This is a genomic window from Rhodonellum sp., assembly GCF_030656585.1.
Classification (GTDB): Bacteria; Bacteroidota; Bacteroidia; order Cytophagales; family Cyclobacteriaceae; genus Rhodonellum; species Rhodonellum psychrophilum.
In genome coordinates, this window is the sequence record NZ_JAUSPP010000042.1 from 100666 (window position 1) to 113830 (window position 13165).

Sequence of the window (13165 nt, forward strand, 5' to 3'; positions counted from 1 at the left end):
ATTGGAAGCACTTAACAAATTGAAATTAAGCGCTTTGGGGGATTGAACAAGAGTTTTGAATGGCTGTTGGCAGTTGTCCACGTAGGAAACTAAAAATTAGTAGAGGGACTTTGCCCTAAAACTGTTCCTAAAACTCCTCAAGGAAGAAAAATAAAACATAGCCAATCCTCCCAAAACCATTGGTTTGGCTTCGGTTGTAAGCATGGATATGTCGATAATCTTTGTCATTTTTTAATTTATACACAAAGGTTACAAGTATTGAAATAAAATCCAAGCAATCGTTTCATTAAATGCAATAAAAAAACACATTAAAGATCAAATGGAAAAGAAGTCAAGGGTAAATTATTTTAAATTCAATAAATTATATGGAATTTTGAAATAATAACAATTAAACTTTCGCCATTTGTTTCAGTGCTTCAATAAATACATTCAATTCATTTGTAGTGGTATACACATTCGGAGTGATGCGACAGCCACGAACATTTGCACCATCGATGGCTACAGTAAAGATTTTATATTTTTCCATCAATGTCTTTGCCATAACCGAGGGGTCCATCCCTTTGATTCCGACATTCGCAATGGCACAGGAGCGCTTGGGTGCTTCTGGCGTATTCATCTGTATTCCTGGAACATTCCTTACAGCATCGCTCCAATACCGCTGCAAATACCGCAACCTTGCTTCCTTTCTTTCCACACCTATTTTTTCATAAAAATCCAAGGCATTTGAAATCGCCAAATCAGTAGCGACTGGATGTGTACCAATTTGGTTAAGGTTTGAAATCGTTCCCTGATCTAATTCAAAAGGAGCCAACAGCGGTTCTATTTTATTGATTTTATTTTTGTTTACATAAAGCAATCCTGCTCCCAAGGGTACGCTGAGCCATTTGTGCAAACTGGATCCATAATAATCACATTCCAAATCGTCAATTCTGAATTTGAAATGTGCGATTGCATGGGCTCCGTCTACCATTACTTCTACACCGTGGCGGTGTGCCATTTGGCATATTTTTTTAATGGGAAGAATTTGGCCTGTGATATTTATCATGTGGCTGACCATTATTAGTTTGGTTTTTGGCGTGATCGCAGCCTCATACAATTTAACGATTTCCTCATCCGAAGTGGGATGGTTTGGGACAGAAATAATTTTATTGACGATGCCATGCCGTCTGGCAACCAATGTGAACATGTTGAGCATGCTTCCATAATCCTGTTCGGCCATGATGGCTTCGTCCCCTTTTTGCCATGGAAAACCTGCGATGATAAGATCCAAAGATTCAGTGGTATTTCGGGTGATGGCCAATTCTTCGGGACTTGCTCCAAAAAAATCAGCCAACCGAGATGCATTTTTGGCTCTGTTTTCCCATTGAACCGTGCGCATATAATAGGATCCTTGATAATTGATTTCGCGGATGTGTTGGATATATTGCTCCAAGGTATCCTGGGGTAAAAAACAGTAATACCCATTTTCAAGATTGATGTAATCCGGCTTTAGCCGATACCCTTCTCTAATTTGGTTCCAGAATACATCTTCACTGGCCAACTCTTCGGGAGCCAAATGCTGGTAAGGTGCCAAAATTTCGGAAATTGAGCGAAAGGGGGTTGATGCAGCGATTCCCGTAACTGCCAGATTTTTCAGAAAACTCCTTTTATTCATGGGCTTGGATTTTCAATTACAGAATGAAAGACAGAATAAATACAATTGCCAGCAAGATGGCGACCCATTGATAAATTGGGTTTCGTTTTGGAAAATCAAAGGCACAAATGGGACATTTTACGGCTTTTTCATCCACATTCATGGCGCAGGAGGGACATTCTTTTAATTTCACGGCTTTTTTAGAACTCAAAAGGGTCAAAATTGATTGTTGTGGTAAGTTAAATTTAAAATCATGAAAATAGAAATCTGGTCGGACATCATGTGTCCATTTTGTTATATCGGCAAGTGAAGGTTAGAATCCGCTTTGGCCGATTTTGAATATTCGGATCGTGTCCAAATTGAATGGAAGAGTTTCCTTCTGAATCCAGACATGGTTACGGATACATCCAAGAGTACAGTGGAATACCTTTCCGAAACCAAGGGTTGGAGTATGGAACAAACCCAACAGATGATTTCCCAGGTTGAAGAAATGGCAAAAGAAGAAGGATTGACTTACCACATGGACAAAACAGTGGTTGCCAATGCAAAGAATGCCCACAGATTGCTTCAATTGTCAAAAACCTTGGGCAAGGGAGATCTAATGAAGGAACGTTTGCTGAAAGCCTACTTCACGGAAGGCGCCAACATCGACGATACATCTGCATTGTTGAAATTGGCATTGGAGGTTGGTCTTGAGAAAGATCGGGTTTTGGCCACTCTTGAATCCAACGAATTTATGGACAAAGTTGATCGGGATATAGAAGAATCCAGACAGCTGGGCGTGAGGGGAGTGCCCTTTTTTGTGCTCGATAGAAAATTCGGGATTTCAGGCGCGCAACCCAAATCAATGTTTGACCAAAACATTCAAAAGGCTTGGGAGGGTTTTGTAATGGAAAACCCGATTCTTCAGGTGGCAAAAAATCAAGAGGGTACCGCTTGCGATGTGGATGGAAATTGTGATTGATCAAATTTGAAATTTCCTTAACCACACAAAAAATAAACGCTCGCCGAAATCAAGATTTCTGTTTGGATAAAATTTCCCAAAAGAATTCAATGATTTTGGCGAGCGTCTTTCTGTTTTAATTGAAGAGGATCAATGTGTTCCCCTTACATTCATTTCAAGAGAATAAAAAGCATCCATTGCGGTGATGAAAAGGGTTTTGCGTTGGGGACCTCCAAAAGTCACATTTGCAGTCCAATTCGCATCTATTGGGATATGGGCGATTTGTTCCCCTTTTTGGTTGAAAACAGTCACTCCTTTTCCGGTGAGGTAGAGATTTCCGCGGTGATCAATTGTCATTCCGTCTGATCCCATTTCCACAAACAGTTTCCTGTTGCGAAGATATCCGTCTTCTTCAATGTCATACACATAGGTTTTATTGTCCCCAATGTCTGCGACATATAATTTTTTGCCATCTGGTGTGCCAATGATCCCATTGGGTTTGACAAGTTTTTCATCTACCCTGAAGAACTGTACTCTGTCCGGGCTGAGGTAATATAGATGTTCTCCATCCTGTAGCATTTCCGGGTTTCTTGTCCAATAATCTCTTTTGTACAAAGGATCAGTGATGTAAATCCCGCCGTTTGGGGCTACCCAAAGATCATTAGGTCCGTTCAGTTTTTTTCCTTGATAATTCTCAATCAGAACTTTTTTGTTTCCTTTGGCATCGATTTCCCAAAGCTCATTTTCCATATCTGCACAGCTAATGAGATTTCCCATTCGGTCAAAAAACATTCCATTGGATCTTCCTGCATTCTCCATAAACACGCTGGTTTCTCCTGTGAAAAAAGACCATTTGATAATACGATCATTGGGCTGATCCGTGAAATAAACATCCCCGGCCCTGTTCACAGCCGGTCCCTCAGTGAAGGAAAAACCATCTGCAACTTTTTCCAAAGTAGCTTTTTTTGCGACAATCCCTCTTTTATCAACGATTTGTGCCTGGCTCATAAGGGTGGAATTAAAGATTAAAATGAAAGCAATGAATACTGATTTCTTCATGGGTTTTGATTATTTAAGATGATATTTCCATATTCACCATGGAATTTCAATGATTTTCAATGGGCTAAGTTGACCAAAGATATTGTTTCTTTGGGAAAAGACCACATTTCTGAAAATGCAGATCTTTTAAAATTTAAAGGGTTTAATTTCTTGTTTACCAAGATTGGATAAAACCTTAAGTTTTATCATTTCCTTTCCATCACGACCACCAGTTTTTTCAGTTTTGCGGAAAATGCCATACGACTGATATTTTGGTAATCCTTGATTTGGAGAAAACCGCTGGATTCCCAATCCTCTTGGTTCGCTTTTCTGACAAACAGCGCATTTCCTTTTCCCATAAGCAGCAGATTTTTGTCCAACCAAATAAAGTCCTCGGCTCCGGGTAAAGTATACCCGTAATTTTCGAAGATTCTTTTTTCGAGGTCAAAACCCTTGATTGCAAATGCTTTTTCTCCAGCGATCTCCTTGGTGTCGTTTTTATCCACGAAGGCCACAATACTGCTTTTTGGCCTTTTTTGAATAGATCTACCAATGTTTTGACTGATAGTCAATATCTCTGATTTGCTATACGGATAGACAAATTGATTGGGTTGGCCTAGGACAAACATGGCGGCTTTGTTGTCATACCAATCATAATAGCCAACCGGTAAAATATCGTCATACAACAATTCCGGTTCGCCGAAGTTGGTCGGATAGAGCCAGAGCCGTTGTTTTCCATCTTGCTCCACAGTGATCGCCGAGACAAACAAACCACAATCTGTAATGGAAGGGGAATATTCGCTTTGGTTGGGAGTTTTGGTCAGGTTGGTGAATTTTCCCGATTCAAAATTATAAATGATGATGTCATGGTTTCCATTTTCATCCGCTGCAGAGAATGCCAATTGTTTTTCATTGATAAAATCAGGTTGGTTGTCATATTCTTTTCTATCCGTGATTTTCAATTCGGTGCCTTCGATAATCGCTATCTTGGACCCGGATTTCTTGATATCGACAGCAATCAGATCATAAGATGTTTGGGATTCTACCGCATGCGAAACAATCGAAATGTAAATTAACAGGATGATTTTCTTAAGGATCATGTTTATTATTTGAAAGCCAAAAACTAAATTACATAATGCAAGTTAGAAATAGGTGGGAAAATTAAATTTATATACCGGTGAACAATTTCAAGCCTTAAGGCAAAAAGGTGATCCTTTGGCCGATAGGGTGATTGCTGATCTTATTGAAAATCCAGGGCTAACAACACAAATCAATTCTTGGTCCGAAATACCATTGGAACTGCCAGAATCCTTTCCTGATTCGCTTGTACAATTTTTTTCTTTTTTCCACCAGAGACCTTCTTTTATCAACAACAAGAGGGTCAAGATTTCCCAAGATTATTTCGAGAAGGAAGGGAATCTATACATGGCCATGCTTGGGTTTTACTCCTTGCCATATAGTTATGCATTTGCAGATGGTGCCCAGGTACTGGTCCGATCCAAAAGGATTACCGAAGAAGCTGGCAAAAGGCTTTCCGAAACAGCACTCTTTCTCTTGGATACCTATCGTCCAGGAACGTTTTTGACCGACGATCGGGCCTTGCTCAGTATCGCCAAAGTGAGGTTGATCCATGCTTTCAGTAGGTTTTTCGTGCGGAAATATGCGAAAGACTGGAATGACGATTGGGGAATCCCAGTCAATCAGGAAGATTTGATCGGCACGAATTTGGCCTTCAGTCTTATGGTGATGAGAGGCATGGAAAAAATGAATCAATTTCCAGGGAAAGAGATCCATGAATCAGTGCTTCATTATTGGAAAATAGTTGGGCATTACCTGGGTATTGAGGCCGATGTATTACCGGATACTTCAAAAGAAGCATTCGAACTGGAAAAATTGATCAGAAAGCGGCACGCAAAATCATCAGAGGCTGGACGAATATTGATACAGTCCTTGTTGAATTATTATATATCGGTCATTCCGGATCCTTCCATGTCCAAGCTTACGGAAACATTGGTCGCCTTTTTTGTGGGGAAAGAAATTGCGGATGTTTTGGGTATTAAAGAAACGATAGCTTTACCAGATAATGCAGTTGGACTGATCCTCAAATTGAATTTTTTGAAACAAAACGGAATCAACAGCAGCTATGCCAAAATCCGTAAAATCTTCTTGGAGCAAAACAAAGTCCAATTCGGTTCACCTGTAGCCCTAAATATTCCGGCAATAAAACGTCCATAATCGTACACTTTTTGTTTCGTCAGCGGTCAGTATAAAACCGAAAATAGCCGTTATGCTCGTTTTAGAGCCTATTTTGTGTATGGCATTGTTTTCGTACTTTACTGTTCAAATGAATAAGATAATCTCACAAATCAGACGTATTCCTTTGGAACTGGTATTTTGGATAGGAGCCATGATTGGCATCCTTCTGATCGATCCCTACGGACAACAGCACTTTACCCTTTGTCCCTTGGACAATCTTGGGTTTACCTGGTGCTCTGGATGTGGATTGGGAAGGGCCATGAGCCTTCTGACCAAAGGTGATATTCAGGCTTCTTGGTCCATGCATCCTTTGGCCATGTTCGCTTTTGCCGTGATTGCTTATCGTATTGTTGAATTGATTCGAAACATAAAAACTATCAAAAACTATGGCTAATGTATTGAGACATCTTCCGGAATTGGAAGGAATGGAATTGGGTTACATTCAGGGAATCTTGAAAAACATGGATGATGAACAAGCAAATCTTTTTGCACAGGTGTACCGTGCCCGAAGAAAAGACAATCAAATGGTGTTGATCCTTTGCCTGTTGGGATTCTTTGGATTTGCAGGCCTGCATCGTTTTATTCTGGGACAGATTGGGCTCGGAATCCTTTATGTTCTCACCCTTGGACTTTGTTTTATCGGAACCATTGTGGATCTGGTCAATTACAAAAGCTTGGCCTATGAGTACAACATCAAGGTAGCACATGAGACTTTGTCCATGATGTCCAACAATTCGAATTTCTTCCCAACCATCAACACCAATGACAATGCGTAAAATCACTTTGCTTATGACCTTGCTTTTTGGGAGCGGTTTTGTCTTTGCCTCTTGTTTTGCACCCGAGAAAACCATCACCAAGGACTATGAGGAAACGTTTACCGGGATCAAGGAGATCGTTTTGGAAGGGAAGTTCCTGGAGGTTTCCTATGAAGGAAATGAAAAGGATACCGAAGTATTCCTCAATGGTTTCTTGGAAGCTCCCGAAAGCTCAGGTATGGAAATCACTTACCGCAAATCAGGCTCCACACTCCGGATTGAGGTAGTAGGGGATTTGGTTGGTGGCTGGAATTTTGGAAATCAGGTTACCGGCTATATTAGCCTGACAGGGCCAGAAAACATCAAATTGAATTTGGTCAATGGCTCAGGTTCCATCGATGTGATGCATGTTGTTCACGACGTGATAGACTTGAAAGTCAATTCGGGAAGTATCAAGTCATTGGGAATAATTGCAGATCAGATCAATTTGACAGCTTCTTCGGGCAGCATCAAGGGAGAGGGATTGACAGGGATGGTAAATGCTCAGGTAAACTCAGGTTCAGCCAGCTTTCTGGAAGTGGAAGGGAATATTAGCGCCAAAGCATCTTCGGGCAGCCTGAAATTTGAAAACATAGAAGGCTTGGTCAACGCCCAAGTGAATTCTGGATCCCTCAAATTCATAAACGTTTCCCAGCTGGGAGAATTGAGTGCAAGTTCAGGAAGCATCAAGGCAGAAAATTCAGGTTTGAGTGCCAAGACAACGCTTAAGGCCAATTCCGGCAGCATCAATATTCAAACCAACTCGGACTTAAGTGCATTCAACTACGACCTCAGCGCCAACAGCGGTTCCGTCAAAGTAGGGGAGAATTCCTCCAGCAAAAGTTTGAATATCGACAACAATTCAGCCCATACGATCACTGGAAAAGCGAGTAGCGGCAGTATCAAAATCTGGAATTGATGTAACAAAATTACAGACGGGATAACCTAAAAGGATTATCAAAAATAAAGGAAGGCAATGACAGAAAAGCAAGCTCGCTTTGGTCATACCTTCCTTTTTTCATTGGGGATATTTTAGGGGAGAAAATCGTGAGATTGTCCCAAGCAACTCAATATCATCCCTCTTTAAAATCCATACTTACAGAATTGATGCAATAACGGATGCCGCCCTTTGCTTTTGGACCATCGGGAAAGCGATGGCCAAGATGTCCTCCGCATTTGCCACAAAGGATTTCTTCTCGGACCATAAATGCCGAATAGTCCATATGGACGTCAATGGCTTCAGGTCGGACAGGTTCGGTGAAGGACGGCCATCCACAACCACTGTCATATTTCGCCGAAGAATGGAAGATTTCATTTCCGCAAGCCTTGCATTCGTATATTCCGGTTTCTTTATTGAGATTGTATTTTCCCGTAAAGGGTCTCTCAGTTCCCTTTTTTCTCAATACATGGTAGGAATCCGCGTCGAGTTTTTCCTTCCACTCTTCCTCGTTCTTCTGTACTTCGTATGCCTTTTCGTCTTTGGATTTCATAATTTCAATTTTTAATCAATCATTCAAGTTGCAATTGGGGTTGAACAAAGAAAGATATTTTCACAAAATATCCTCGAATAGTTAACTGTCTTCTCCCAATTCTGTTTTTTTCTTTCTGACCCAATGAAGAGCCGGATTCAATCTTTTTACTTGAAAACCAATTTCTTCCTATAAGTTCCTTTGATGACTTCTTCTTTCATCAATTGCTGCCTATAGTGTCCTTCCACAAACATGGCTGCTTGGTCTTTGTACCAAGGGCTGAATAGGTTTCCACTCTGACCGGTTGGTAAAATGCTCTCTGAGGCATCCACATTGGCAAAATCCAAGATGATGCGCATGGCTGGGCCACTGTTCACTTTGTAAATCCCTTCTCCGTTGAGCGTAAAGGCAAGTTTATTGACGGATTCCTCATTGGCTGCCATAGGTTTGGTGGATACGTTGAAAATTCTGTCCAATGGTTTTTTTGCACCCAAAGGATGGGGATGTTCTGAAAGGATCGATTTTCTCCATTGCCATTTGCGGGAGTTGGAACCATGTTGAGCATGGAGTTCTGTGAGGGATTTTGACAATGCTTTGTTGATGATTTCTTTTCGGTTTTCGATTTTAAGCGTGTTTTTGTTGTCCCACCAAGGGGAATTTTCTGACTGAAGGAGTAGGGGTGTGCTCCTGACAGCCATGAACGTTCCAAGGTAATTTTCAAAATCCTCTTCGCCCAACTCATCCACCATCATTTCATAAAGGATATGGTAAATCCATTTGTAGTAAAGTGTTGGGGCTATTTCCTCCAAGCCATGTTCACCCGACCAATCTCCCAAAGCATTTAGAATGGCCTCATCCTCTGGAAAATCGGTTTTTGAAATTTCACTCAAAAGGAGTTTTGCATTTTTGGGTTGGGTTTCGTTTATGGATTCCAACTGAAGAGTTTTGATGCCTTCTTGTGTCCAATCATTTCTGGACATGATGGTTTTGGAGATCCTATCCCATCGGTCTCCCGGATAATAATATCCAGGATAGTACATGCCATTGCTCAAGGTATCGGGTTGGTTATTGGACGTTGCCACAAATCCGGATTCGGGGTTGATGCTCATGGGGTTTTCCTCAAAGGGAATCCAACCAGTATGCTCATCCAGTGGATTGGTACCATCGAGGAAAATCTTGCTATTGACATGTGCAGGCCTGATCGGAAGCTTGGCGCTGGCCCACCAGGCGATATTGCCGGTTTTGTCACCGTACATAATATTCATGCCAGGCGCATGGATTAGTCGTGCACCATCTTCAACTTCCTGTATGTTTTTGGCATGCCCCATCTTCCAAGTGGCCTCAATTGCACGCGTGGGTTCCAGTACATAAACCCACCAGGAAGCGACTGGATTATCGGTCATGCCTGCGATTTCCGGGACAACAGCATTCAGGATCGGTCCATGGTTGGTTTCCCGGATTTCAAATAGAACAGGATCTTTATCCTTTATTTTTATGGTATCCATCCGAGATTTGATCGGAGAGAAACCGGTTCCATAAATGGTTTCATTGGGATTGTTGGGATTGAGTTTTTCTTCAAAAAAATCCTGATCATCATTTTCGAACATGGTCAATCCAATGCTGTGCGTACGTGTGTGACCGACCAAACCGAAAGGAACTCCTGCCAAGTGATTGCCATAATAACTGAATCCGGGATATTCCAAATGGGCTTCGTACCAAACAGAGGGTTGGGAAAAGCCAATATGGGTGTCATTGCAGAAAATCACCTCACCGGATGCTGTCCTACTGGGTGCGATTACCCAGGCATTACTGCCCATAAAAAGGGGGACGGGAAGTTTTTCCAACAAGCTAACCAAACTGTTATTGGTTTTAATTTGAAGTGAAACGGAATCTCTTTTTGGGTAATTGTTTGGGATGATATGGTGCTCGGGCAGCGTGTGGACAGACAATGCCTTCATATAGTCCGGCCCAAGTTGTCTGGACATTTTCGTGATCAAGGGATCAGTCTTGACAGCCATGGCAAAAGTAAAGGACATATATCCGACGACTGCATGGACGTCATTGATGGTGAAATCCCTCGGTTTACTTCCCAGTAGGGTATATTCAATCGGTATTTTGCCCTCAAGGATAAATTGATTGACGCCTTTTATATAAGCTTCAGTAGCTGATTTCCATTCGGAATCGCCTTCGGAATGCCAAGTGGCAGTACTCATTTGCGCATGTTGGGGGATTCCCAAAGTCCGGAAGAATTTGTCCACGTCCAATAGATCTTCTCCGAGGAGTTCGGCCAAAGTGCCGGTCCCCACCCGTCTCATCATTTCCATCTGGAAAAGTCGATCTTGGGCGTGGACATAGCCCAAAGTTTGGTAGGCATCTTCGGCTGAGGAGGCATAGATGTGGGGTACACCAAAATCATCGAAAAAGACCTCCGTCTCAGCATTCAATCCTTCCAAATTGATTTCTCCATTGTATTTGGGGCCAAAATTAAATTTGACGATTTGATAGCCTACCGTTCCAAGGATAAGCATAAAAAGTAAAACCAATACCAGTTTTTTCATGATTTTTTCGGGTTATTTTGGAATGAATTTCTCTTAAAAGAATCTTGAAAAATAAGTAATAATCCAAAATATACCTAAATCAATCCTTAAACCCGAATTGTGCATTCGGCTACCTATTTGGGATTGAAACTGTGAGAAAATCAGACTATTTGAAGGGCAAGAGATCGTTTCGATATGGGGAAGTCAAAAGTAATGAACAAAGACTGATTATGAAGCAATTACAGGATGGTCTAGAAATGGTAATGCGTAAAACGGGTTGTATCAACTGTTGATTGCTTCCAATATAATTTCGCAGGCTTGTTCAATCTCAGCTTCCGAAATAACCAATGGAGGGGCTATGCGCATGGAATCGTCGCAAAACAAAAACCAATCGGTAATCACGCCCAATTCAATGGCTTTGTCGATGATTGGTTTCAGAACCTCAAAAGACTCAAACTGGACGGCCATCATCAAGCCTTTGTTTCGGATACCCTTGATCTTGGGATGTACCAAAAGTTTTTTGATCAAATCTGCTTTTTGTTCCACTTTTTCAAGGAGATTTTCTTCCTGAATCACCCGAATGGTGGCCAACGAAGCCACAGCACTCACAGGATGTCCACCAAAAGTGGTGATATGTCCCAAAAGTGGATTGTCTTTGAAAACGCCCATCACTTCTTTGTTTGCGATAAAAGCACCTATTGGCATGCCACCACCCATTCCTTTTGCACAAACGAGGATATCAGGTACGATTCCAAAATGCTCAAAGGCCCAGAATTTTCCAGTCCTACCAAAACCCGCTTGAATTTCGTCCAAAATGAGCAAGGTTCCGGTTTCATCACAGCGGTTTCGGAGTGCCTTAAAATATTCTTTACAAGCCACCATGATGCCCGCTTCACCCTGAATGGTTTCCATGATCACCGCTGCGGTATTTTCAGTTATTAGCGAAAGCTGGGTGAAACTTCCATATACAACATTGGTGATCCCAGGAAGAAGAGGACGGTAGGCTCTTTTGAAAATCTCATTTCCACCCACTGAAAGTGCTCCTTGGGAAGAGCCATGATAGGCATTGACACATGAAATAATTTGGGCTCTGTTCGTGTATCTTTTTGCCAATTTCAAAGCGCCTTCAACAGCCTCACTACCACTATTGACGAAATACACATTGTCCAAAGAGGGAGGGAGGGTTTCCACAATTGCCTTGGCCAATTGGGTTTGGGGACTTTGGATATATTCTCCATACACCATCAGATGAAGATACTTGTCCAACTGATTTTGGATGGCCTCTATTACTTTGGGATGTCTGTGGCCCACGTTGCTCACACCGATGCCGGAGATCAAATCGATGTAAGATTTCCCTTCAGGCCCATACATATAAACCCCTTCTGCCCGCTCGATTTCAATCATCAAAGGAAAGTCGGTAGTTTGGGCTTGATGGGTAAGAAAAATCTGTCTGTTGTTCATTTTTGATTCCTAAAGAACATTTGGGTGAGTTTTATAATTTTCTGAATCGAAAGAATATTCCCAAGGGTAATTTCTTCTTGAACCGATCGATTAGATAAAGCTCACCATGCTCTGCATTGTTTACTTCCTTGAAACTGGAATTGATCAAATTGGCAGCAATCAGAGAGCTGAAGCTCAAAGAATACATATTGAGAATAAGAAAATGATGTTCCGGCTCCAATAGTTCCGCACAAAGTTTCAACATTTCATTGATTTGTTCTTCCAATATCCATTTTTCGCCTTCAGGACCTCTTCCGTAAGCAGGTGGATCCAAGATGATTCCATGGTATTTATTGCCTCTCCTTACTTCTCTCTTGATGAATTTCATGGCATCGTCCACGATCCATCTGATGCCATCCTGGCCCGAAGATTCCATGTTGTGCTTGGACCAAGTGACTACCTGCTTAACCGAGTCAAGATGGGAAACCTCCGCTCCGGCGGCTTTTGCCGCAACACTGGATGCTCCCGTATAGGCAAAAAGGTTCAAGACTTTTGGGTTTTTGACCGGAAGCTTTTTCAGCGTATCCGTGATGTAATCCCAATTGACTGCCTGTTCGGGAAACAGCCCGATGTGTTTGAAAGAGGTCATGGCGAGATTAAGCGTCATCTTCAATCCATCTGGATTCTGATACTTGATCTGCCAATTGTGTGGGATTTTTTTGTACTCATTCCATTGGCCTTTTTCAGGATTGTTTTTTTCTTTGGAGAAATGCGCTGAAGCCAAATCTTTCCATTCCTGGTCGCTCATGCTTTTGTCCCAGATTGCCTGTGGCTCAGGTCGGCTCAAAATAAATGCACCAAAGCGTTCCAATTTCTCAAAACCACCGGTGTCAATCAATTCATAATCTTCCCAATGCTGTGGGGATAATGACAAAATCGTTTCATTCATGATGCAAAAGTAAACATATAATTTTAGGACCGATAAATCCTGAAGGGGAAGGTTTCATAAATCAGTATTTTTTGGGTAAATTATCTCTTCGAATCCCATAAAAACC

General features: G+C 41.7%; 13 protein-coding genes. 5 read left to right on the plus strand and 8 right to left on the minus strand.

Annotated elements, in window-relative coordinates; genetic code table 11:
• Positions 1 to 96 precede the first annotated feature (96 nt).
• Together Q7J63_RS11175 and Q7J63_RS11180 are read right to left on the minus strand one after the other, a co-directional pair.
• Positions 97 to 228 (minus strand): hypothetical protein, encoded by a 132-nt coding sequence (locus Q7J63_RS11175; protein ID WP_019598791.1) that lies wholly within the window; start codon positions 226 to 228, stop codon positions 97 to 99.
• A gap of 160 nt (positions 229 to 388) precedes the next feature.
• Positions 389 to 1654 carry an aminotransferase class V-fold PLP-dependent enzyme gene (locus Q7J63_RS11180; RefSeq protein WP_304886158.1) on the minus strand — a complete coding sequence of 422 codons (1266 nt, stop codon included), beginning with the start codon at positions 1652 to 1654 and terminating at the stop codon, positions 389 to 391.
• A gap of 304 nt (positions 1655 to 1958) precedes the next feature.
• On the opposite strand from Q7J63_RS11180, the gene Q7J63_RS11185 reads away from it, so the two are divergent.
• Positions 1959 to 2597: a DsbA family protein gene (locus tag Q7J63_RS11185; RefSeq protein WP_370691894.1), complete on the plus strand. Its 639-nt coding sequence runs from the start codon at positions 1959 to 1961 to the stop codon at positions 2595 to 2597.
• Between the two features lie 129 nt (positions 2598 to 2726).
• On the opposite strand, the gene Q7J63_RS11190 is transcribed toward Q7J63_RS11185, so the two are convergent.
• Both Q7J63_RS11190 and Q7J63_RS11195 read right to left on the minus strand, forming a co-directional pair.
• Positions 2727 to 3584: an SMP-30/gluconolactonase/LRE family protein gene (locus Q7J63_RS11190; protein WP_304886160.1), complete on the minus strand. Its 858-nt coding sequence runs from the start codon at positions 3582 to 3584 to the stop codon at positions 2727 to 2729.
• 236 nt (positions 3585 to 3820) lie between these two features.
• Positions 3821 to 4714: a hypothetical protein gene (locus Q7J63_RS11195; protein ID WP_304886161.1), complete on the minus strand. Its 894-nt coding sequence runs from the start codon at positions 4712 to 4714 to the stop codon at positions 3821 to 3823.
• A gap of 52 nt (positions 4715 to 4766) precedes the next feature.
• Here Q7J63_RS11195 and Q7J63_RS11200 point away from each other — a divergent pair, with 52 nt between their 5' ends.
• From Q7J63_RS11200 to Q7J63_RS11215, 4 genes are all read left to right on the plus strand, one after another.
• Entirely contained in the window at positions 4767 to 5849 is a 1083-nt protein-coding gene (locus Q7J63_RS11200) for an oxygenase MpaB family protein (RefSeq protein ID WP_304886163.1), read from the plus strand.
• 109 nt (positions 5850 to 5958) lie between these two features.
• Complete coding sequence (locus Q7J63_RS11205; RefSeq protein ID WP_304886165.1) at positions 5959 to 6264, plus strand: DUF2752 domain-containing protein; 306 nt, start codon at positions 5959 to 5961, stop codon at positions 6262 to 6264.
• Entirely contained in the window at positions 6257 to 6646 is a 390-nt protein-coding gene (locus Q7J63_RS11210; RefSeq protein ID WP_019598782.1) for a TM2 domain-containing protein, read from the plus strand. The genes Q7J63_RS11205 and Q7J63_RS11210 overlap by 8 nt, the downstream gene beginning before the upstream one ends.
• Positions 6639 to 7583, plus strand: coding sequence for a DUF4097 family beta strand repeat-containing protein (locus tag Q7J63_RS11215; RefSeq protein ID WP_304886167.1), 945 nt, complete (start codon positions 6639 to 6641; stop codon positions 7581 to 7583). Before Q7J63_RS11210 ends, Q7J63_RS11215 begins: the two co-directional genes overlap by 8 nt.
• 154 nt (positions 7584 to 7737) lie before the next feature.
• Here the strand turns inward: Q7J63_RS11215 and msrB are convergent, their stop codons facing one another.
• From msrB to Q7J63_RS11235, 4 genes are all read right to left on the minus strand, one after another.
• Positions 7738 to 8154 carry a peptide-methionine (R)-S-oxide reductase MsrB gene (gene msrB, locus Q7J63_RS11220; RefSeq protein ID WP_019598780.1) on the minus strand — a complete coding sequence of 139 codons (417 nt, stop codon included), beginning with the start codon at positions 8152 to 8154 and terminating at the stop codon, positions 7738 to 7740.
• 146 nt (positions 8155 to 8300) lie between these two features.
• Positions 8301 to 10691 (minus strand): penicillin acylase family protein, encoded by a 2391-nt coding sequence (locus Q7J63_RS11225; RefSeq protein ID WP_304886169.1) that lies wholly within the window; start codon positions 10689 to 10691, stop codon positions 8301 to 8303.
• A 261-nt stretch (positions 10692 to 10952) separates the two neighbouring features.
• Entirely contained in the window at positions 10953 to 12131 is a 1179-nt protein-coding gene (locus tag Q7J63_RS11230) for an aspartate aminotransferase family protein (protein ID WP_304886171.1), read from the minus strand.
• A gap of 31 nt (positions 12132 to 12162) precedes the next feature.
• Positions 12163 to 13059 carry a class I SAM-dependent methyltransferase gene (locus Q7J63_RS11235; RefSeq protein ID WP_019598777.1) on the minus strand — a complete coding sequence of 299 codons (897 nt, stop codon included), beginning with the start codon at positions 13057 to 13059 and terminating at the stop codon, positions 12163 to 12165.
• Between the last annotated feature and the right edge of the window lie 106 nt (positions 13060 to 13165).

What these genes read in the sequence shown, in the direction of transcription:
- Q7J63_RS11175 (WP_019598791.1), bottom strand. Translation starts at nt 228, where the DNA reads ATGACAAAGATTATCGACATATCCATGCTTACAACCGAAGCCAAACCA.
- Q7J63_RS11180 (WP_304886158.1), bottom strand. Translation starts at nt 1,654, where the DNA reads ATGAATAAAAGGAGTTTTCTGAAAAATCTGGCAGTTACGGGAATCGCT.
- Q7J63_RS11190 (WP_304886160.1), bottom strand. Translation starts at nt 3,584, where the DNA reads ATGAGCCAGGCACAAATCGTTGATAAAAGAGGGATTGTCGCAAAAAAA.
- Q7J63_RS11195 (WP_304886161.1), bottom strand. Translation starts at nt 4,714, where the DNA reads ATGATCCTTAAGAAAATCATCCTGTTAATTTACATTTCGATTGTTTCG.
- Q7J63_RS11205 (WP_304886165.1), top strand. Translation starts at nt 5,959, where the DNA reads ATGAATAAGATAATCTCACAAATCAGACGTATTCCTTTGGAACTGGTA.
- Q7J63_RS11210 (WP_019598782.1), top strand. Translation starts at nt 6,257, where the DNA reads ATGGCTAATGTATTGAGACATCTTCCGGAATTGGAAGGAATGGAATTG.
- Q7J63_RS11215 (WP_304886167.1), top strand. Translation starts at nt 6,639, where the DNA reads ATGCGTAAAATCACTTTGCTTATGACCTTGCTTTTTGGGAGCGGTTTT.
- msrB (WP_019598780.1), bottom strand. Translation starts at nt 8,154, where the DNA reads ATGAAATCCAAAGACGAAAAGGCATACGAAGTACAGAAGAACGAGGAA.
- Q7J63_RS11225 (WP_304886169.1), bottom strand. Translation starts at nt 10,691, where the DNA reads ATGAAAAAACTGGTATTGGTTTTACTTTTTATGCTTATCCTTGGAACG.
- Q7J63_RS11230 (WP_304886171.1), bottom strand. Translation starts at nt 12,131, where the DNA reads ATGAACAACAGACAGATTTTTCTTACCCATCAAGCCCAAACTACCGAC.
- Q7J63_RS11235 (WP_019598777.1), bottom strand. Translation starts at nt 13,059, where the DNA reads ATGAATGAAACGATTTTGTCATTATCCCCACAGCATTGGGAAGATTAT.